The 19,529-nt window shown below is 74.4% G+C and carries 19 protein-coding genes; 8 read left to right on the top strand and 11 right to left on the bottom strand.

Annotation, left to right across the window (positions count from 1 at the left end; translation table 11 throughout):
• Positions 1-5: 5 nt before the first annotated feature.
• From TK50_RS20185 to TK50_RS20175, 3 genes are all read right to left on the bottom strand, one after another.
• A complete protein-coding gene (locus tag TK50_RS20185) occupies positions 6-968 on the bottom strand; it encodes a zinc-binding dehydrogenase (RefSeq protein WP_199486102.1) in 963 nt (320 codons plus the stop codon).
• Between the two features lie 75 nt (positions 969-1,043).
• Complete coding sequence (locus TK50_RS20180; protein ID WP_043965914.1) at positions 1,044-2,222, bottom strand: NAD(P)-dependent malic enzyme; 1,179 nt, start codon at positions 2,220-2,222, stop codon at positions 1,044-1,046.
• A 142-nt stretch (positions 2,223-2,364) separates the two neighbouring features.
• Positions 2,365-2,754 carry a S24/S26 family peptidase gene (locus TK50_RS20175; RefSeq protein ID WP_144420337.1) on the bottom strand — a complete coding sequence of 130 codons (390 nt, stop codon included), beginning with the start codon at positions 2,752-2,754 and terminating at the stop codon, positions 2,365-2,367.
• 53 nt (positions 2,755-2,807) lie between these two features.
• Between TK50_RS20175 and sodN the strand changes: the two genes are divergently transcribed.
• From sodN to TK50_RS20160, 3 genes are read left to right on the top strand one after another with little or no spacing between them, the layout of a single operon-like run.
• Positions 2,808-3,212, top strand: coding sequence for a superoxide dismutase, Ni (gene sodN, locus TK50_RS20170; protein WP_043965912.1), 405 nt, complete (start codon positions 2,808-2,810; stop codon positions 3,210-3,212).
• Positions 3,209-3,742, top strand: a complete 534-nt coding sequence (locus tag TK50_RS20165) for a GNAT family N-acetyltransferase (RefSeq protein WP_043965910.1) — start codon at positions 3,209-3,211, stop codon at positions 3,740-3,742. The genes sodN and TK50_RS20165 overlap by 4 nt, the downstream gene beginning before the upstream one ends.
• Before the next feature lie 32 nt (positions 3,743-3,774).
• Positions 3,775-4,179 carry an ATP-binding protein gene (locus TK50_RS20160; RefSeq protein WP_043965908.1) on the top strand — a complete coding sequence of 135 codons (405 nt, stop codon included), beginning with the start codon at positions 3,775-3,777 and terminating at the stop codon, positions 4,177-4,179.
• 63 nt (positions 4,180-4,242) lie between these two features.
• Here the strand turns inward: TK50_RS20160 and TK50_RS20155 are convergent, their stop codons facing one another.
• Positions 4,243-4,677, bottom strand: coding sequence for a hypothetical protein (locus tag TK50_RS20155; RefSeq protein ID WP_374199629.1), 435 nt, complete (start codon positions 4,675-4,677; stop codon positions 4,243-4,245).
• On the opposite strand from TK50_RS20155, the gene TK50_RS20150 reads away from it, so the two are divergent.
• Both TK50_RS20150 and TK50_RS20145 read left to right on the top strand, forming a co-directional pair.
• Positions 4,676-5,626, top strand: a complete 951-nt coding sequence (locus TK50_RS20150; protein WP_043966571.1) for a diacylglycerol/lipid kinase family protein — start codon at positions 4,676-4,678, stop codon at positions 5,624-5,626. The genes TK50_RS20155 and TK50_RS20150 overlap by 2 nt on opposite strands.
• Positions 5,627-6,075: 449 nt before the next feature.
• Entirely contained in the window at positions 6,076-6,333 is a 258-nt protein-coding gene (locus tag TK50_RS20145) for a WhiB family transcriptional regulator (RefSeq protein ID WP_007072794.1), read from the top strand.
• Between the two features lie 163 nt (positions 6,334-6,496).
• On the opposite strand, the gene TK50_RS20140 is transcribed toward TK50_RS20145, so the two are convergent.
• Genes TK50_RS20140 through TK50_RS20130 form a run of 4 tightly spaced genes read right to left on the bottom strand, consistent with a single transcriptional unit; the run spans position 6,497 to position 9,889 of the window.
• Positions 6,497-7,258, bottom strand: a complete 762-nt coding sequence (locus tag TK50_RS20140; protein WP_043965906.1) for a sirohydrochlorin chelatase — start codon at positions 7,256-7,258, stop codon at positions 6,497-6,499.
• Between the two features lie 2 nt (positions 7,259-7,260).
• Positions 7,261-8,025, bottom strand: coding sequence for a phosphoadenylyl-sulfate reductase (locus tag TK50_RS20135; RefSeq protein ID WP_043965904.1), 765 nt, complete (start codon positions 8,023-8,025; stop codon positions 7,261-7,263).
• Positions 8,022-8,180 (bottom strand): hypothetical protein, encoded by a 159-nt coding sequence (locus TK50_RS34485; protein WP_176734126.1) that lies wholly within the window; start codon positions 8,178-8,180, stop codon positions 8,022-8,024. Before TK50_RS34485 ends, TK50_RS20135 begins: the two co-directional genes overlap by 4 nt.
• Positions 8,177-9,889 carry a nitrite/sulfite reductase gene (locus TK50_RS20130; protein WP_043965902.1) on the bottom strand — a complete coding sequence of 571 codons (1,713 nt, stop codon included), beginning with the start codon at positions 9,887-9,889 and terminating at the stop codon, positions 8,177-8,179. The genes TK50_RS34485 and TK50_RS20130 overlap by 4 nt, the downstream gene beginning before the upstream one ends.
• A 454-nt stretch (positions 9,890-10,343) precedes the next feature.
• Between TK50_RS20130 and TK50_RS20125 the strand changes: the two genes are divergently transcribed.
• On the top strand, positions 10,344-11,924 hold the full coding sequence (locus TK50_RS20125) for a glycosyltransferase family 39 protein (RefSeq protein ID WP_043965899.1): 1,581 nt from the start codon (positions 10,344-10,346) through the stop codon (positions 11,922-11,924).
• Positions 11,925-12,083: 159 nt separating this feature from the next.
• Here TK50_RS20125 and TK50_RS20120 read toward each other — a convergent pair whose 3' ends face one another.
• Positions 12,084-13,928: a histidine kinase N-terminal domain-containing protein gene (locus TK50_RS20120; RefSeq protein ID WP_082106458.1), complete on the bottom strand. Its 1,845-nt coding sequence runs from the start codon at positions 13,926-13,928 to the stop codon at positions 12,084-12,086.
• A 132-nt stretch (positions 13,929-14,060) separates the two neighbouring features.
• Positions 14,061-15,092, bottom strand: a complete 1,032-nt coding sequence (locus TK50_RS20115) for an SIS domain-containing protein (RefSeq protein WP_043965897.1) — start codon at positions 15,090-15,092, stop codon at positions 14,061-14,063.
• 225 nt (positions 15,093-15,317) lie between these two features.
• Between TK50_RS20115 and TK50_RS20110 the strand changes: the two genes are divergently transcribed.
• A complete protein-coding gene (locus TK50_RS20110; RefSeq protein WP_043965896.1) occupies positions 15,318-17,147 on the top strand; it encodes a tetratricopeptide repeat protein in 1,830 nt (609 codons plus the stop codon).
• A 69-nt stretch (positions 17,148-17,216) separates the two neighbouring features.
• On the opposite strand, the gene TK50_RS20105 is transcribed toward TK50_RS20110, so the two are convergent.
• Positions 17,217-18,806 carry an MDR family MFS transporter gene (locus tag TK50_RS20105; protein ID WP_043965893.1) on the bottom strand — a complete coding sequence of 530 codons (1,590 nt, stop codon included), beginning with the start codon at positions 18,804-18,806 and terminating at the stop codon, positions 17,217-17,219.
• 112 nt (positions 18,807-18,918) lie between these two features.
• Here TK50_RS20105 and TK50_RS20100 point away from each other — a divergent pair, with 112 nt between their 5' ends.
• The gene (locus TK50_RS20100; protein WP_043965891.1) at positions 18,919-19,482 is read left to right on the top strand and encodes a TetR/AcrR family transcriptional regulator; all 564 of its coding nucleotides are present in this window, start codon (positions 18,919-18,921) and stop codon (positions 19,480-19,482) included.
• Positions 19,483-19,529 lie beyond the last annotated feature (47 nt).

The raw sequence follows: 19,529 nt of genomic DNA, 5'->3' as shown, positions 1-19,529 counted from the left end.
CGGCCTCACGCCGTGTGGTCGATGACGATCTTGCCGAACGCCTCGCCCGAGTGCAGCCGGGCGAACGCCTCCTCGATCCGGCTGAACGGCACCACGCTGTCCACCACCGGGCGCACCTCGTGCTCGGCGCAGAACGTCAGCAGCTCGGTCAGCTCCCCCGGCGTGCCCATCGAGGTGCCGAGGATCTCCAGCTGCATGGCGAAGACCCGCCGCAGGTTGACCTTCGGCTCGTGCCCGGCGGTCGCACCGGAGACCACGATCCGGGCCATCGGCGCGGCCGACTTCAGGGAGTGGTCGAACGTAGCCTCGCCGACCGTCTCGATCACCACGTCGACCCGCTCGGGCAGCCGCGCGCCGGGCTCCAGCGCGGTCGCCCCCAGCTCCGCGATCCGTTGCCGCTTGCCGGCGTCGCGGCTGGTCGCGTACACCCGCTTGCCGAGCGCGACGGCGAGCGCGACGGCGGCCGTCGCGACGCCGCCGCCCGCGCCCTGGACCAGCACGGCGTCGGCCTCGTCGACCCGGCCCTTGGTGGTCAGCATCCGCCACGCGGTGAGCCAGGCCGTGGGCAGGCAGGCGGCGTCCGTCGCCGAGAGGCCCGCCGGCAGGGGCAGCAGGTTCATCCGGGGTACGGCCACCCGCTCGGCGAAGGTGCCGGGGAAGTGCTCGGAGAGGATGGACATGCCGCGCGGGTCGCCCGGGTCGACGACCAGCGGGAAGACCACCACGTCGGTGCCGTCCGGGGCCGTGCCGACGGCGTCGCAGCCGAGGATCATCGGCAGCCGGTCGGCACCGAGCCCGACGCCGCGCAGCGACCACAGGTCGTGGTGGTTGATCGAGCTGGCCCGCACCTGCACGGTCACCCAGTCGTCCTCGGGGTGGGTCGGCTCGGGCTGCTCGCCGACGGTCAGCGCGGCGAGCGGGTTGTCGGCGTCGAAGCTCGAGGCGAAGGCGGCACGCATGATCCGCACCGTAACAAGGAGTGGGGGTGTTAAGAAGGGCCCCCTGCCATCCCGAGGCGTTGACAGGGTGCCCCTCCTTGCACGTCAGGCGCGGGCGACGCCGTCGCGACGGGCGGCCTCGGCGACGGCCTCGGCCACCGCGGGGGCGACCCGCGGGTCCAGCGGGGACGGCACGATCGCGTCGGCGGTGAGCGTGTCGGCCACCACCCCGGCGATCGCGTCGGCGGCGGCCACCTTCATCCCGTCGGTGATCCGGGTCGCCCGGGCGTCCAGCGCGCCCCGGAACACCCCGGGGAAGGCCAGCACGTTGTTGATCTGGTTGGGGTAGTCGCTGCGGCCGGTGGCCACGACGGCGACGTGCCGGGCGGCCACCTCGGGGTGCACCTCGGGCGTCGGGTTGGCCAGGGCGAAGACGATCCCGCCGGGGGCCATCCCGGCCACCGCCGCCTCGCAGATCTCGCCGCCGGAGACGCCGACCAGCACGTCGGCGCCGCGCAGCGCCTCGGCGATGTCGCCCGACCGCCCCTCGGCGTTGGTGTCGGCCGCGAGGTCCGCCTTGGTGCCGGTGAGGTCGGTGCGGTGCCGGCCGATGATGCCCTTCGAGTCGCAGACGACGACCCGGGCCGGGTCGACGCCGCCGGCGATGAGCATCCGGGTGACCGCCACCCCGGCCGCGCCCGCGCCGCTGACCGCCACCCGCAGGTCGCCGAGCTTCCGGTTGAGCAGGGCGGCCGCGTTGCGCAGCGCGGCGAGCACGACGATCGCCGTGCCGTGCTGGTCGTCGTGGAAGACGGGGATGTCCAGCGCCTCGTCGAGCCGGCGCTCCACCTCGAAGCAGCGCGGGGCGCTGATGTCCTCCAGGTTGATCCCGCCGAACGAGGGGGCGAGGGCCTTCACCACGGCGACGATCTCGTCCACGTCCTGGGTGTCGAGGCAGACCGGCACCGCGTCGACGTCGGCGAACTGCTTGAACAGCACCGCCTTGCCCTCCATCACCGGCAGCGCCGCGCGCGGGCCGATGTTGCCCAGCCCGAGCACGGCCGAGCCGTCGGTGACGACGGCGACGGTGTGCCCCGCCCAGGTGTAGTCGTCGGCCAGCGCCGGGTCGGCGGCGATCGCCTCGCACACCCGGGCCACCCCCGGTGTGTACGCGAGGGAGAGGTCCTCGCGGCTGCTCAGCGGGACGGTGGAGGCGACGGCCAGCTTGCCGCCGACGTGCAGTTGGAAGACGGGATCAGCGGGGTCCACGGTGGACGAAGACATGGTGACTCCAGGAATCTGTCGGGTAGACGAGGCGACCGGCGCCAGCGCGAGGTGAGGCGGCCAGCGGCGGTGGCACGGTGCGGGGGTCACCCGGATACCTGCCGAGCATAGTGTCGGGAGCACAAGTCGGATGTGAGTAGGGTCATACTCGCCGGTAGCCGGCGGGGCGGGGCAGCCGGCCAGGCCGGGGCCAGTAGCGGGCCACGACGCGGCCGTGCACGTCGGCCACGCCGTACGCCCGGGAGTCGTCGGTGACGAGGTCGTTGTCGCCGCGTACCCACCAGCCGCCGTCGGCGGGGCGGACCGCGCGCTTGACCACGAGCAGCTCCGGGCGGGTGCGGAAGACCGCGACCACGACGTCGCCCGGGCGGATCGGGCGGCCCCCGCGCCGCACCAGGACGGCGTCGCCGTGGCGCAGGGTGGGTGCCATCGACGGGCCGGTCACCAGTACGGCCGTGAGCGGCCCCCGCAGCCGGTCGGCGGCGGGAGTGTCGGCGGGCACCTGTTTCACCTCCGTCCCGCTGGGGAGCATCTCCAGGAGTAATGTCGTCCTGGATCATCGCAAACTTCCCATGGAGGATCCCGATGCGACTTCCGCGCATCCTCATGCCGAGCGTCACCGTCAGCGCCCACTGCGACCTGCCGTGCGGCGTCTACGACCCGGCCCAGGCCCGGATCGAGGCCGAGTCGATCAAGGCGATCGCCGAGAAGTACCAGGCGAACACCGACCCCGAGTTCCGCACCCGGGCGCTGATCATCAAGGAGCAGCGCGCCGAGCTGGTCAAGCACCACCTGTGGGTGCTGTGGACGGACTACTTCAAGCCGGCGCACTTCGAGAAGTACCCCAACCTGCACACCCTGTTCAACGAGGCCACCAAGCTCGCGGGCGCCAGCGGCGCCAAGGGCAGCGCCGACCCGGCCAAGGCCGAGGAGCTGCTGGCGAAGATCGAGGAGATCTCGAAGATCTTCTGGGAGACCAAGCAGGCGTGACCCCCGGGTCCACACCGACGGTACGGCCGGCGCGTCCCGAGGACGTGCCGGCCGTCGTCGCCATGGTGCACGAGCTGGCCGCGTACGAGCGGGCCGCCGACGAGTGCCACCTGACCGCCGGGCAGCTCACCGAGGCCCTGTTCGGCCCGACGCCCGCGCTCTTCGGGCACGTGGCCGTCGACGGGGCCGACCGGCCGCTCGGCTTCGCGTTGTGGTTCCTCAACTTCTCCACCTGGGCCGGCGTGCACGGCATCTACCTGGAGGACCTCTACGTCCGCCCCGAGGCGCGGGGCACCGGTGCGGGCCGGCGGCTGCTGGCCACCCTGGCCGCGATCTGCGTCGAGCGGGGCTACCGAAGGCTCGACTGGTCGATGATCGACTGGAACCCGGCGGCCCGGTTCTACGCCTCGATCGGCGCGTCCCCCATGGAGGAGTGGGTGCCGTACCGCCTGACGGGGGCGGCCCTGACCGCGCTCGCGGCCGGCGCGACGCCGCCGACGAGCGCCGCGCCCACGCGTCCGTCGGCCTGACGGGGTAGAGTCCCCCACCGGGGGGATGAGGCGTGACTCAACTGACCGGCCAGCCAGCCACCGACGACGACATCGTGCACCTCACGGTGCCCGCCGACGGCGGTTACCTCGGCGTGCTCCGCACCGCCACGGCCGGCCTCGCCGCCCGTCTCCAGTTCGCCCTGGACGAGATCGAGGACCTGCGGATCGCCGTGGACGAGGCGTGCGCCATGCTCCTCGCGATCGCCACCCGCGACGCCGAGCTGGAGTGCCGGTTCCAGGTGACCGAGGACGCCCTGACCGTCGAGGTGACCGTGCCGACCGTGCGCGGGGCGACGCTGCCCTCCGAGTCGTCGTTCGCCTGGAAGGTGCTGACGGCCCTCACCACGGCCGCCTCGGCGAGCGCGGCCAACGGCCGGGCCACCATCTCCCTGCTGACCCGCCGCGCCGGCTACTGACCCCCGTAGCGCCGGCTCTTCTCGCCCGCCACGGGCCACCCAGCGGGCCCGCGCCCGCCCGGCTCAGGCGAGGCCGAGGGCCCGGGTGGTCGGCGGGCTGACGAGCAGCGCGCTGACGCCGAGGCCAAGCGCCATCAGCGGCACGCCGAGCCAGCCGAGCCCGCCCTGGATCATGTACCAGCCGACCGGCAGCAGCATGAGTTGCAGGACGATCGCCGGGGCTCGGGCCCCGGCGCGGCGGCGGCCGAGCGCGCCGCCGAGCGCCCAGAGGGCGGCCGCGCCGCCGAGGGCGAACGCGGTCACCAGCAGCGCCGACGGCAGGTCGGTGGTGGTGGCGGTGAGGTCGGCCCAGACGAGCCAGGCGGCGACCAGGCCGAGGGCGACCGCCTCCGCCCGGAGCAGCCGGACCGCCCAGCGCAGCGTGGTCGGGTCCTGGTCCGAGTCGATGGTCACGCGCGCCACGATACCGGTGGTGGGGCGCGGTACAGTGCCGCCCATGCGGGCCGTCCTGGTGGTCAATCCGAAGGCCACCACCACCAGCGAACGCAGCCGCGACGTCCTGGTCCGGGCGCTGCGCAGCGAAGTCGACCTGTCGGTGCGGTACACCCGCCGGCGGGGTCACGCCATGGATCTCGCCCGGGAGGCGGCCGAGGAGGGCGTCGACCTGGTGGTGACGCTCGGCGGCGACGGCACGGTCAACGAGGTGGTCAACGGCCTGATGGCGGCCGAGCCGCCGACGATCCGCACCGGGGGCAGCCCCGCCGAGCGGCTGCCGGCGCTGGCCACCGTCCCCGGGGGCTCCACGAACGTGTTCGCCCGCGCGCTCGGCCTGCCCCGGGAGTGGCCGGAGGGCACCAGCATGATCCTGGAGGGGCTGCGGCTCGGGCGGTCCCGCACGATCGGGCTGGGCCGGGCCGACGACCGCTACTTCACCTTCTGCGCCGGCTTCGGCCTCGACGCGGCGGTGATCCACCGGGTGGAGCAGGCCCGCCGGCGCGGCCGGGTCTCCACGCCCGCGCTCTATCTGCGCTCGACGGTCAACCAGTACTTCCTCGGCTCGGACCGCCGCCATCCGACGATCTCACTGGAGCGACCCGGCGAGGTTACGGAGGGTGAGCTGGCCACGGTCATCATCCAGAACACCGCGCCCTGGACGTACCTGGGCGAGCGGGAGATCAACCCGAATCCCGCGGCGTCCTTCGACCTCGGGCTCGACGTGCTGGCCATGCGGCAGCTCCGCGTGGCGAGCACGGCACGCACAGTGACCCAGTTCTTCTCCCACACGCCCAATCCGCGAGGGCGTCAGGTGCTGCAGCTGCACGACCTGGCCGAGTTCACCCTGGTCGCGAGCCGTCCTCAGGCTTTCCAGCTCGACGGGGACTATCTCGGCGAGCGGGAAAAAGTCAGATTCGCATCCGTTCCGGCCGCACTGAGAGTAATCTGCTAGGTCTCGGGTACAGCCCTTGGTCGAGCGCGGTCCCCCCACCGCTGTCGATGCGGTGGCCGCCACACCGAGGGCGAGGTGCCGGAAATGTCAGCAATGTCACGCAGACTGTACTATATTGATCCTCGACTGTGGTACGCCGGGTAACCAGGACTCCCTGCAAACCGGACAAAGGGGTCGTGAGCTTGCTCACCGCTCGGAGTTTTTCCGAGCGTCACCCTTGACATCGCGTGAGTTCGTGAAAGTATTCACAAGCGAACTTGAGTTACCGGGACATTGCTTGGACATGCTCATTGTGTTGAGCTGTTCGAGCAGGTCCCAGTGGCTACCAGAGCCTGCTCACGCAGCGCCGAATTGATGGATGCGAACCGTGACCATCGGCGTGCGGATGCATAAAGGAAAAGCACCAACGCAATATCTGCCACCCATCCAGAATGAGGAGTGTTGCCGCCATGGACTGGCGTCACCATGCTGTCTGCCGCGACGAGGACCCGGAGCTGTTCTTCCCGATCGGGACGTCCGGTCCGGCTCTCCTGCAGGTCGAGCAGGCCAAGGCCGTCTGCCGGCGCTGCTCCGTGACCGACCAGTGCCTCCAGTGGGCACTTGAGTCCGGTCAGGACGCCGGCGTCTGGGGCGGGATGAGCGAGGAGGAGCGGCGCGCCGTCAAGCGCCGCGGTGGCCTCCGGGTGCTGCGCGCTCACTCCGCCTGACCTACTGCACGCACCACAGCTCCACGCCCCGACAGGGCAACCCCTGTCGGGGCGTTCTGCTGTGCGGCGTCCTCGCGCCCCGCTGCGCCCCCGCGCCGGGGCCGGGGCCGCCCCGATCACCCGACCGGCGCGCCGCCCGCCCGATTCCGCCGCCCGCCCGGATTCACTCCGGCGGCGCGGCGTCCGCCCGACGCAGCACCAGATCGGCCAGCTCCGGGGCGTCGGTGAGCGGCCCGGAGACGGTCACCGCGCCGGCCGCCCGCGCCCCCGCCAGCACCGCGTCGTGGAAGAGCCCCGGGGCCAGGAAGTACGCCGACACGGCCACCCGCCGGGCGCCCGCCGCGCGCAGCCGGGACACCGCCGCGCCCGCGTCCGGCGGGGCCGCCGAGGCGTACGACACCCGGCAGGGCACCCCGAGTTCCGCGCCGAGCGCCGCCGCGACCCGGCCCACCGAGCCCCGCGCCCGGGGATCCCGGGTGCCCGCGGCAGCGAGCACCAGCGCGTCGAACCGGCCGGGTTCCGCCTCCGCCAGCCGCCGCCGCAGCCCGGCCAGCAGCGCCCCGTCGACCACGCCGTCGGCCGGGCCGAGCACGTCGGAGACGCGCACGTCGATCGGCGGGCCCGACTCGCGGGCCGCCGCGACGGCCGCCGGGACGTCCACCCGCCGGTGGTACGCGGCGGTGAGCAGCAGCGGCACCAGCACCGCCCGGGGATGCCCGGCCGCCGCCAGCGACCGCAGCACCTCCGTCGGCCCCGGGTCCGTGTGGTCCAGCCAACTCGCCGACACGGCCACGCCGGGGCGGACGGCCGCGACCGCCCGGGCCAGCGCCCGGGTCGCCTCGGCCGCCCGAGGGTCCCGGCTGCCGTGCGCCACCAGGACCACCGGGTCGCCGGCCGCGACCGACGGCACCCGGGGCCCGGACACGGTCAGAGGTGCAGCCCGCACTCGGTCTTCTCGAACATCGCCCAACGACCGGCCCGGGGGTCCTCCCCCGCCTTCGTGCGGCGGGTGCAGGGCCAGCAGCCGATCGAGCCGTAGCCGCGCTTGAACAGCTCGTTGACCGGGATGTCGTGCCGGGCGATGTAGGCGTCCACGTCGGCCTGCTTCCAGGCGGCGATCGGGTTCACCTTCACCCTGCCCCGGCGGGCGTCGAACGTCACCACCGGCGTGTTGGCCCGGGTCGGCGACTCGTCGCGGCGCAGCCCGGCGGCCCAGGCGTCGTACCCGGCCAGCGCCCGCTCCAGCGGCTCGACCTTGCGCAGCTGGCAGCAGTCGTCCGGCGACCGGTTGAACAGCCGGGGGCCGTACTCGCCGTCCTGCTGGCCGACGGTGAGCCGGGGCCGGATCGACCGGACGTTGACGGGCAGCCGGCGGGCCACCTCGTCGCGCACCCGCAGCGTCTCCGGGAAGTGCAGGCCAGTGTCGAGGAAGACCACGTCGACCCCGGGCGCGACCCGGGAGACCAGGTGGGCCAGCACGGCGTCCGCCATCGAGCTGGTCACGCAGAACCGGTCGCCGAACGTCTCGGCCGCCCAGCGGGCGATCTCCAGCGCCGGAGCGCCCTCCAGCTCCCGGCCGGCCCGCTCGGCCAGCTCCCGCAGCTCCTGCGGGCTGCGCCGGGCGGGATCGGCGGGAGTCGGGCCGCCGGGGCCGACCAGCCCCAGGGTCGCGGCCGACACCAGGGCGGTCACCGGGTCACCGCCTCGGTCAGCAGGCCGGTGAACTTCACCGTGAACACGCGGGCGCAGGCGTGGCACTCCCACGCGCCGTGCCCGGCCTCGCTCGGCCGCAGGTCCTCCTCGCCGCAGTAGGGGCAGTACAGCGGCGCGGAACGAGTCTCACTCATCGGAGTTCCTCCTCGTCTACCCTGATCACCCAGTTGGCGAAGGACTCGCCCTCGGTCCGGCTCGCCAGGTAGCGGCGGGCCAGCCGTTCCACGTACTCCGGAAGCTCGTCGGCGGTGGTCTTCAGGCCGCGCAGCTTGCGGCCGAACCCGGCGGTCTGGCCCTGCGCCATGCCCAGGCCGCCGCCCAGGTGCACCTGGAAGCCCTCGACCTGGCGGCCGTCGGGGCCGACCACGAGCTGGCCCTTGAGGCCGATGTCGGCGACCTGGGTGCGGGCGCAGGCGTTCGGGCAGCCGTTGAGGTGGATGGAGATGTCCGCGTCGAAGTCGCGCAGGCGCTCCTCCAGCCGGGCCACCAGCTCCTCGCCGCGCGCCTTCGTCTCGACGATGGCCAGCTTGCAGAACTCGATGCCGGTGCAGGCCATCGTGCCGCGCCGCCAGGCCGACGGCCGGGCCTCAAGGCCGATCGTGCTCAGCTCGGCCACCAGCGATCCGGTCCGCTCCGGGGGCACGTCCAGGACCAGGAGCTTCTGGTACGGGGTGAGCCGCACCCGGCCGCTGCCGTGCGCCTCGACCACGTCGGCGAGCCGGGCGAGCTGCGTGCCGGAGACCCGGCCCACCACCGGGGCTGCCCCGACGTAGGCGCGCCCGTCGCGCTGGCGGTGCACCCCGATGTGGTCGACCGGCTTGGCGGGCAGCTCCGGGGCGGGCCCGTCGAGCAGCGTGCGGCCCAGGTATTCCTTCTCCAGCACCTCGCGAAACTTCTCCACGCCCCAGTCGGCGACGAGGAACTTCAGCCGGGCCCGGTTGCGCAGCCGGCGGTAGCCGTAGTCGCGGAAGATGCCGACCACGCCGGCCCAGACGTCCGGCACCTCGGTCAGCGGCACCCAGACGCCGAGCCGCTTGGCCAGCATCGGGTTGGTGGACAGGCCGCCGCCGACCCAGACGTCGAAGCCGGGGCCGTGCTCCGGGTGGTCGACGCCGAGGAAGGCGATGTCGTTCGCCTCGTACGGGGTGTCCACCAGCCAGGAGATCGACGTCTTGAACTTGCGGGGCAGGTTGGAGAAGCGCTTGTCGCCGACGTACCGCCGGACGATCTCCTCCAGCGCCGGGGTCGGGTCGAGCAGCTCGGCCTCGGCCACCCCGGCGACCGGGCTGCCGAGCACGATGCGCGGGCAGTCGCCGCACGCCTCGGTGGTCTGCAGGCCCACCGACTCCAGCCGACGCCAGATCTCCGGCATGTCCTCGACCCGGATCCAGTGGTACTGGATGTTCTGCCGGTCGGTGATGTCGGCGGTGTCCCGGGCGAACTCCCGGGAGATGTCCGCGACCACCCGGAGCTGGTCCAGGGTGAGCTGGCCGCCGTCGACCCGGACGCGGAGCATGAAGAACTCGTCCTCCAGCTCGTGCGGCTCCAGCACGGCGGTGCGCCCGCCGTCGATGCCGGCCTTGCGCTGGGTGTAGAGGCCCCACCAGCGGAACCGGCCGCGCAGGTCCTGCGGGTCGATCGAGGCGAAGCCCCCGTGGGCGTAGATGTTCTCGATCCGGGCCCGGACGTTCAGCGGATCGTCGTCCTTCTTGATCCGCTCGTTGGCGTTGAGCGGCTCGCGGTGGCCGAGCGCCCACTGGCCCTCCCCACGGGGGCGGCGGGGCGCCCGCGCGACGGGTGCCGTGGGTGCCTCGGGTCGGGCGGGGGTGCTGCTGACCGCCATCGCGGCGTCCTCCGTTGTCTGCTGTGCCTCTGGACGCGGGCGCGCGGCCGGCCCGTGGGACGGGGCCGTGGACAGCGGTGTCGGACGGCCGGCGCGACTACGCGCCCGAGACGGATGGGTCGGGCGTCGTCAGTGGGCCGGACAGATGGCGCTGCGCACGCGGCCGTAGTCGACGTGGCGACGGGCCACGAAGCGACGGACGACAGCGGCAAGCATGCGACCATGCTCGCACACCGGCGGTGGACCTACCACCGACCGTGAGTGTGATCCCACATCACGGGCCACCGATGCGCCACCGCGCCGACACCGCCCCCGAACAGGCCAAGCGCCCCTCGCCCGGGTGATCAAGAGGAAAGCGTCAGAGTCGATCTCGACGGTGACGCTTTCCTCTTGATCACCGGGTTGGGGGCCGGGGTGGGGGCGTAGGCCGTTCGGGTGTGGAAGGCTCGACATCGTGGGCGGATTGCCTGTAAGGCGGCTTTTGCCGGGATGGCTCGGCGCGGTCTGGCTGTGGCCGACCCTGGCGACGCTGGCGGTCACCGGCGCGGGGATCGGCTCGGCCCAGCCGTGGCGCGACGAGTTGGCCACCTGGAGCGCCGCCACCCGGCCGCTGGGCGACCTGGCCCGGATGGCCGGCACCATCGACGCGGCCACCTGGCCGTACTACCTGTTCATGCACGGCTGGGTGATGCTCTGCGGGGACTCCCCCGCCGCGCTGCGGCTGCCGTCGGCGCTGGCCATGGCGGGCACGGCCGGGCTCGCCGCCGCGCTCGGCGCACGGCTGCTCGGGCGGCACGCCGGCCTGACCGGTGGCCTGCTGTTCGCGGCCCTGCCCGGCACCTCCCGGTACGCCCAGGAGGCCCGCCCGTACGCCTTCGTCGCCCTCTTCGCGGTGCTGGCGACGCTGCTGCTGGTCCGGGCGCTGGAGCGACCCGGCTGGCGGCGCTGGGCCGGGTACGCCGCGGCCGTGGCCGCCCTCGGCCTGGCCCACCTCGTCGCCCTCACCCTGCTCGCCGCCCACGCGGCAGCCGTGCTGGCCGCCGGCCGCCGCACCCCTTCTGGCGCCGCCCCGGGCACCGCCGACCGGGCCACCCACGGTGCCGCCGACCGGGCCGCTCCGGGCACCGCCGACCGGGCAGCCCACGGTGCCGGCGACCGATCCGGCCTCCGCCCGGCCGCCGGCCGCCGGTCGCGTCGACCGGTGTGGGGCTGGCTGCTCGCGCTCCTGCCGGCGGCGGTCGTGCTGACCCCCCTGGTGCTACTGGCCGCAGGGCAACGGGGGCGGCAGCTCGACTGGGTGGACCAGGCCCGCGCCGCCGACCTTGTCGCCCTGCCCGGCGCGCTGGCCCAGAGCGGCGCGGTGGGCGGCCTGCTGCTGGGCCTGGCCGCCCTCGGTGCCGCCCGGTCGGGCCGGGGCGGGCTGCTCCCCGCCGCCTGCCTCGTCCTGCCGGTGGCCCTGGTCTTCCTGGCCGGGCTGGCCGTGCCGCTGTGGGTGCCGCGCTACCTGTTCTTCGTCGTGCCGTTCGCCTGCCTGCTGGCCGGGGCGGCGCTGGCCACGGCGGTGCTACCGGCGGCGCTGGCCGTGGTGCTCCTCGCCGGCCTGCTCGGCCTGCCCGACCAGGCGGCGCTGCGGCACAGCCACGAGTGGCCACGGGGCGCGCTGGTCGACTACCGGGGGGCGGCCCGGGTGGTCGACGCGGGCCGCCGGCCCGGTGACGTGATCGTCTTCTCGCCCCGGGACGGCTGGCTCTTCACCGACCTCGGCATCGGCTACCACCTGGGCGACCGGCAGCCCCGGGACGCGCTGGCCGTGCGGGGCCGCGACGCGCGCGGCGACTACTGGGCCGACGAGTGCCCGGACCCGGCCGCCTGCCTGGCCGGGGCGCGGCGGGTCTGGCTGGTGGTCGCCGGCCGGCGACCGGACCCGGTCGCCGCGGTACCCGGCGCGAAGGGGGCGGCGCTACGGGACGACGGCTTCGCCGTCGAGCGGGTCTGGCAGCGCCCCGGCCTGACCGTGGCACTACTCACCCGCTGAGCCGGCCTGCCCGGCTGCCCGGCCGCCCGGCCGCCCGGCCGTCCGGCCGCCCCGGGATCGCCCGCGTCATGTCGGCGACATGGCGGTATCCGGGGCGGTGGGATGCCGCCATGTCGCCGACATGGAGTCGATCAAGCGGCGCGCAGGGCAGGACGGGCGTCAGGAGCGGACGAGAGGGACCACCAGTACCGCCTCGGTGCCGCCCTCCGCGCCGTTGCGCAGCTCGATGGTGCCGCGCAGCTCGCCGGTCACCAGCGCCCGGACGATCTGGAGCCCGAGGCGGCTGCCGCGCTCGGCGTCGAACCCGGCCGGCAGGCCACGCCCGTTGTCGGCGACGGTGACGTGCAGCTGCTTGCGGAACCGGTGTGCCGACACGACGACCTCGGGTGGCACCGTCGACTCGGCCCCGGCGGCGACCTGCGGAAGGACCCCGCCCGACCCGGACCCCTCGGCCAACCCGGAACCCCCGCCCGACCCGGAACCGCCAGCCGACCCGGAGCCCTCGCCCGCCCCGGAAGCGCCGGCCGCCCCGGAACCGCTTCCGCCGGCCACCGCCGCGCCCCCGGTCGCCCCGGTCGCCCCGGTCGCCCCGGAAGCGCCGGCAAGCCCGACGGACCCGGACCCGACGCCCACCCCAGCGACCCCGGCACCGCCGCTGGCCTCCGCCCCAGCACCGCCGCCGGCCTCCGCCCCGGCCGAGGATCCGGCCGTGGGCACAGCCGGAGGCCCGGTCGGGGACTCAGCGGCCGGCGGGAAGCCGTGCTCGACGGCGTTGAGCAGCAACTCGTTGAGGACCATGACCAACGAGGTGGCGATCTCGGCCGGCAGCACGCCGAAGCTGCCCCGGCGGCGCATGCCGACGGTCTGCTCGGTCGCGGCGACCTCGGTCGCCGCGCTGGCCACCCGGTCGACGATGCCATCGAACTCGACCGCCTCGTCGCTGGACATGGAGAGCGTCTCGTGCACCAGGGCGATGGAGGCGACGCGGCGTACGGACTCCTCCAGGGCGACCCGGGCCTCCGGCATGGCCACCCGGCGGGCCTGGAGGCGCAACAGCGCGGCGACGGTCTGCAGGTTGTTCTTCACCCGGTGGTGGATCTCCCGGATGGTGGCGTCCTTGGTGATCAGGGCGCGGTCGCGGCGGCGTACCTCGGTGATGTCGCGGACCAGGACCAGCGCGCCGATCGGCACCCCGGCGGGCATCAGCGGCAGGGCCCGGGTGAGCATGGTCGCGCCCCGGGCGTCGATCTCCCGCCGGGGCGGACCCTCGCCGCGCAGCGCGGCGAGGATGCCGTTGGCCGCCTCGGTGCCCTCCAGGGGGTCGCCGGCCAGCCGGCGGTGCAGCTTGGCCAGGTCCTCCCCGACCAGGTGGGCGGCGAAGCCGAGCCGCCGGTACGCGGACTGCGCGTTGGGGCTGGCGTAGGTGACCTTGCCGCCGGCGTCGAGCCGGACGAGGCCGTCGCCGACCCGGGGCGCGGACGTCGTCTCCCCGGGGTGCCGGGGCGGCGGGAACGTGCCGTCGGCGATCATCTGGGCGAGGTCGTCGGCGGTGGTCAGGTAGTTCAGTTCGAGCTGGCTGGGCGTGCGGGCGGTGGAGAGGTTGGTGTCCCGGCCGACGACCGCGATCACCTCGCCGGCCTCCCCGTCGGCGGTGCGCAGCCGGACCGGGATCGCCTCGTGCCGGGCGGGCACGTCGCCGTACCAGACCGGGTCGCCCTCCCGCCAGATCCGGCCCTGGCCGTACGCGACCTCCAGGTGGGCCACCTCGGGCCCGCCGACGATCCGCCCCACCTGGTCGTCCTGGTACGCGGTGGGCGCGGTCGTCGGGCGGACCTGGGCCACGCAGAGGAAGGTGCCGTCGCGGTCCACCGGCACCCACAGCAGCAGGTCGGCGAAGGACAGGTCGGACAGCAGCTGCCAGTCTCCGGCGATCCGGTGCAGGTGGTCGATGTCGGCGGGACGGAGCTGGGTGTGCTCCTCGGCGAGGTCGCGCAACGTGGACACGATGCACAGCGTGCCACGCCCACCCGGGCCCCGTCCCGCTGGCCGGCCGGGCTCACACCGGTCGACCCGTGCGCAGGCCCGCCCGGCTCACCTCCGCGGGCCCGCCCACGTCCGCCGGCCGGCCCGGGGCGCTCACATCGTCGCGGTGACCTTCTTCAGGCCGCGGGGCGCGTCGGGGTCCTCGCCGCGGGCCAGGGCCAGGGCAAGGGCGAGGCGCTGCAACGGCAGGATGTCCAGCAGCGGGGCGTACCGCTCGTCGACCTCGGGGACGGCCATCCGGGTGGCCCCCTCGACGTCGGCCGAGCCGACCACGACCACGTCGGCGCGGCGCTCGCCGAGGCGGGGCAGCACCTCGCCCATGGACCGGCCGCCGGGGCCGGAGCCGACCACGGCCAGCACCGGTACGTCCGGGTCGGTCATCGCGAGCGGGCCGTGCAGCAGGTCCGCGCCGGAGAAGGCGAGCGCCGGCAGGTACGAAGTCTCCATCAGCTTGAGCGCCGCCTCCCGGGCGGTCGGGTACGCGTATCCCCGGCCGGTGGTGACGAGCTGGGCGGCGAACCGGTAGCGGGGCGCGAGCTGGGCCGGGGTGGGGTCGTCGAGGGTGCGGGCGGCCAGCTCGGGCAGGGCCGCCAGGGCGGCGCGCTCGGCGGCGGGCAGCGCCCCGTCGCCGGCCCGGACGCCCTCCACGAGCAGCAGCAGGGCGAGCAGTTCCGCCGTGTACGTCTTGGTGGCCGCCACGGCCCGCTCGTGTCCGGCGGCGATGTCGACGCTCAGCTCGGCGATCCCGGCCAGCGGCGAGTCGGGGTTGTTGGTCACGGCGAGGGTGAGCGCGCCGGACGCGCGGGCGGTGCGCAGCACCTCGGCCAGGTCGGGTGAGCCGCCGCTCTGGCTGACGCCGACGACCAGCGCGTCGGACAGGTCGGGGCGAGCGCCGAAGAGGGTGACCGCGCTGGGCGAGGCGAGCCCGGCGGGCAGGCCGAGCCGGATCTCGGTCAGGTACGCCCCGTAGAGGGCGGCGTGGTCGGAGGTGCCCCGGGCGGTGAAGACCACGTGCCGGGGGCGGCGCTGCGCGACGACGGCGGCCACCTCGGCGATCGCCCCGGCGTGCTCGGCGGAGAGCAGCCGCTCGTAGCCGGCCGGCTGCTCGGAGATGTCGGCGGCCATGCCGGCCCCTGCACGCGTCACGGAGTGCCCCTTTCCCTGCGCGATTGCCGCGCGTTTCCTGCTCAGTCTTGCATGTTTCGGCGTACGTGAACAATCTTGCGAGCAGCATTGCGCAGTGGATCACCAAGCCGAGCCAACATCACCTACGCTTGCCCGGCCCGGCGACACTGCGACGGGGGACGCATCCGCCGCCCGGCCACCCGCACCTACCACCGAGAGGCCCACGTGTCCGAGGGAAGGGACGATCCCCCGCTGTCGGCGGAGGAGGAGCTGGCCCTGGCCCGGCTCGCGCTGGACGAGGGTGACCTGGCGCACGCCGCCGGGCACGTCGCCGGCGCGCTGACCCGGTCGCCCACCCTGCCCGAGGCGCACGAGACGCTGGCCCGGCTGGCCGCTGTCAGCGGCGGCGGCGTCGACCTGTTCCCCCTGCACCAGCGCGCCTTCGTCGGCACGGTGGTGGCCCGGGCGCACCTGCTCGCCGCGGCGGGGCGGCCCGCCGAGGGGCTGGAGCTGCTGGCCGCCGCCACTGGGCACGACCGCACCGCCGACTGGGCCGGGGTGCCCTGGGTGACGGCCCCGGAGTTGCCCGAGCGGCTCGACCCGGAGGGCATCGCCCAGGTGCTGATGCAGGTGTGCGCCGCCACGCCCGACCCGGTGCCGCGCGCCGACCGGGCGCCCCTGACGCCGTACCTCACCCTGGCCCGCAACGCGGTCACCGTCCATCCCGAGCACGCCCTGCTGCTGGGCGCGGCGTCCGCGCTGGCCCGGCGCCTCGGCGAGGTCACCCTGGCGGTCCGCTGGGCGAGCCGGGGCGTACGGGTGCGCCCGTCGAAGCTCGGCGAGGTCTGGCTCGGGTACGCGTACCGCAGCGCCGGCCGCACCCGCGAGGCCCTCGCCGCGCTCGGCCGGGCCGTCGACCACGACCCGGACGACCTCGCCGTCTACGCCGACATCGCCGGCACGCTGGCCGACACCGGCCGGCTCGACGAGGCCCTGGAGTGGACCGACCGCGCCCTCGCCCGGAACCCTGCCTTCGACTGCGCCGTGCACACCGCGCACCGGCTGCGCTTCCAGCGCGACGGCGACGTGGCGCACCTGGTGGCGCTGGCCGACTTCGTCCGCGACCATCCCGACGACTCGCACGAGCACGGCGACCTCGCCGAGTGCTGCCGCAGCCGGCCGTGGCTGGGTCAGGTCACCCCGGCCGCCGGGGCGGCGGTCGCCGTGCTGCGCCATGCCCTGGCCGCCGAGCAGGACGCCCTCGGCGCGACCGTACGGCTGGAGACGCTGGAGCCGCCGAGCGCCCTGCGTACCGTGGCGGCGGCCGCGCCCGGCCTGCGGGTCGAGGTGGCGGAGGTGGCCGAGCCGGATCCGCGCGAGCCCCGCCGGGCCACCGACCGGCCGCTGTGGCGCTGGGACGGCACCGTCGCCGCCCCGGCGGTGCCGGCACCCTCGGCCGAGGCGGCGGACCGCATCCGGCAGCTCGCCCACCCGGCGTGGCCGCACCCCCCGGCGGCGTACGACGCGGCGGTCGGCCTGGCCACGCTGGGGCTGCCCGACCTGCTCGGGCTGCTGGTGCACCCGCCCGCGGCCCCACCGACCGGGCTGGGCCGGGTGCTGGCGGGGCAGGACCCGTCGCTCTGGGTGCGCTGCGTGCAGGTGTGGGCGTGCCTGGGCCTGCTGCACCACCGCACGGACGAGCCGTGGCCGTCCTCCACCCGCCGCCGGACGCTGGTCGAGCTGGTCTGGGGGGTGGAGGACTGGATCACCGAGGCGGCCCTGTTCGCCCTGGTCACCGCCGCCTGGGTGGACCCCTCGGTCCGCGAGGACGTGGCCGGCGTGGTGGCCGATCGGCTCGCCGACGCGGCGGCGGTGGCCCGGGACCGGAGCGTGCCGATCGCGGTCTCGCTGGCGTACCTGGCGCTGGCCACCCCGGCCCTCGACCCGGAGACGGCCGCGCTGGCCGGCGAGCTGATCTCCGGCCCGGCGGCGGGCCGGTCCCGACCGGGCCGGCTGCGCCGCCTCTGGGACCGCCTCACCCGCCGCCGGGGCTGAGGCCGGCCCCGGCGGCACTGCGGACCCGGGCCGCCCGCCCCGGGGTCGGGGCGGGCGGTCGTCGCCGGGTCAGACCGCCGCGGCCTTGCCCAGGGCCGCCTCGGCCTGCTCCTCCGGCGTGGCGGCCGGCGGGGCGTCGTTCGTCGAGCGCAGCGGGATCTCCCGGATGAACCAGGCCAGCACCGGCACCAGCACGGTGAACAGCACGGCCCACCAGAAGACGTGCGAGACGGCGTCGGCGAGACCGCCGAGCACCAGCTCGCGGGCCTGCGCCGGCAGCTCCTTGAGCTTGTCGAGGTCGATCTGGCCGCCCTCGCCGCCCCCGCCGCTGAACGCGGACCCGGCGGGCGAGTCGGCGAGCCGGTTGGCGAAGATCGCGCCGAACAGCGAGATGCCGAACGAGCCGCCGATGGAGCGGAAGAAGGTGGCCGCGCCGCTGGCCGCGCCGAGGTCCTTCTGCTCGACGCTGTTCTGCGCGATCAGCATCGAGGTCTGCATGAGGAAGCCCATGCCGACGCCGAGGACGATCATGTAGAGCGAGGACTCCGCCTTGCCGGTGCCTACGTCGAGCCGGGTCAGCAGGGCCAGGCCGACGGTCATCACCACGCCGCCGACGATCGGGAACATCCGGTAGCGGCCGGTCTTCGTGATCGCCCGGCCGACCACCAGCGAGACCACCAGCATGCCGAACATCAGCGGGAGCAGCAGCAGGCCGCTGTTGGTGGCCGACGCCCCCTGCACGGTCTGCTGGTAGAGCGGCAGGAAGTTCATCGCCCCGAACATGGCGAAGCCGAGCAGGAAGCCGATCATCGAGATCAGCGCGAAGTTGCGGTTGGCGAACAGCCCCAGCGGCAGGATCGGTTCCGCCGCGCGCCGCTCCACGAAGCCGAACACGACCAGGCTCACCAGGGCCAGGGCGGACAGGCCGAGGATCTGCGGCGAGGCCCAGTCGTAGGAGCTGCCGCCCCAGGTGGTGATCAGCACGATCGCGGTGATGCCGACCGAGAGCAGCCCCGCGCCGAGCCAGTCGATCCGGTGCTCGGTGCGGTACTTCGGCAGGTGCATGGTGGTGGCGAGCACCAGCAGCGCGACGCCGCCGAGCGGCAGGTTGACGTAGAACGCCCAGCGCCATGAGAGGTTGTCGGTGATGAAGCCGCCGACCAGCGGCCCGGCGACCATGGCGATGGCCATGATGCCGGCCATCATGCCCTGGTAGCGGCCCCGCTCCCGGGGCGGGACCAGGTCGCCGATGATCGCCATCACGCCGACCATCAGGCCGCCCGCGCCGAGGCCCTGGACGGCCCGGAAGGCGATCAGCTCGATCATGCCGCTGTCGGCGCCGCCGAACACGCCGGAGCCGGCCATCCCGCACAGCGCGGAGCCGACCAGGAAGATGCCGACGGAGGTCAGGAAGACCGCCTTGCGGCCGTAGAGGTCGCCGAGCTTGCCCCAGATCGGGGTGGAGACGGTGGTGCCCAGCACGTACGCGGTGACGACCCAGGTGAAGTGGTCCACCCCGCCGAACTCGCCGACGATGCGCGGCAGCGCGGTGCTGACGATCATGTTGTCGAGCATCGCGAGCATCATCGCGATCATGAGGCCGAAGAGGACGACCCGGATGTTGGGTCGTCGCTCCGCGCCCTCGACTTCCTGACTCATCGGTAAGCTCCCCCGGGGATGTGACCGACTTACTTGCCGGCCGGCTAGTTACCTTACTAGCCGCACGGTAAGTTGGTTGGCAACTGGTCGTCAAGCGAGTTGGGTGGTTCGGGTGAGAGAGAGCACAGGCACGCGGGAGCGCATCAAGGCCGTGGCCCTCGAACTCTTCACCGAGCAGGGCTACGAGAAGACGTCGCTGCGCGAGATCGCCGAGCGGCTGAATGTGACGAAGGCCGCCCTCTACTACCACTTCAAGAGCAAGGACGAGATCGTCAGCAGCTTCGTCGAGGACCGGCTGGACCGGATGGACGCGCTGATCGCCTGGGCCGACGAGCAGCCCTCCACGCTGGCGACGCGGCGCGAGCTGATCGCCCGCTACGCCGACAGCATGTTCGCCACCGAGCAGCCCTCGGTGATGCGTTTCTTCGAGCAGAACCAGACCGCGCTCAAGAGCCTCGCCGCCGGCCAGCAGATGCGCGACCGGATGTTCCGGCTGGCCGACGCGCTGGCCCGGGGCGACGAGTCGCCCGCCGCCCAGCTGCGCGCCGCCCTGTCGCTGTTCGCCGTACACAGCAGCTGGTTCGCCATCCGCGCCCCGCGCGTCACCGACGAGGAGCGGCGGAAGATCGCCCTGGACGTGGCCGACGAGCTGCTCGCCCGCATCGCCGACGGCTGAGCCGACACCGTCCGGCCGGGCCCCGCGCTCTCGTCGGCGCAGTCCGT

Origin of the sequence: Micromonospora haikouensis (assembly GCF_000876225.1) — a bacterium.
GTDB classification, from domain to species: Bacteria; Actinomycetota; Actinomycetes; order Mycobacteriales; family Micromonosporaceae; genus Micromonospora; species Micromonospora haikouensis.
This window is presented reverse-complemented; position numbering and strand designations above follow the sequence as displayed.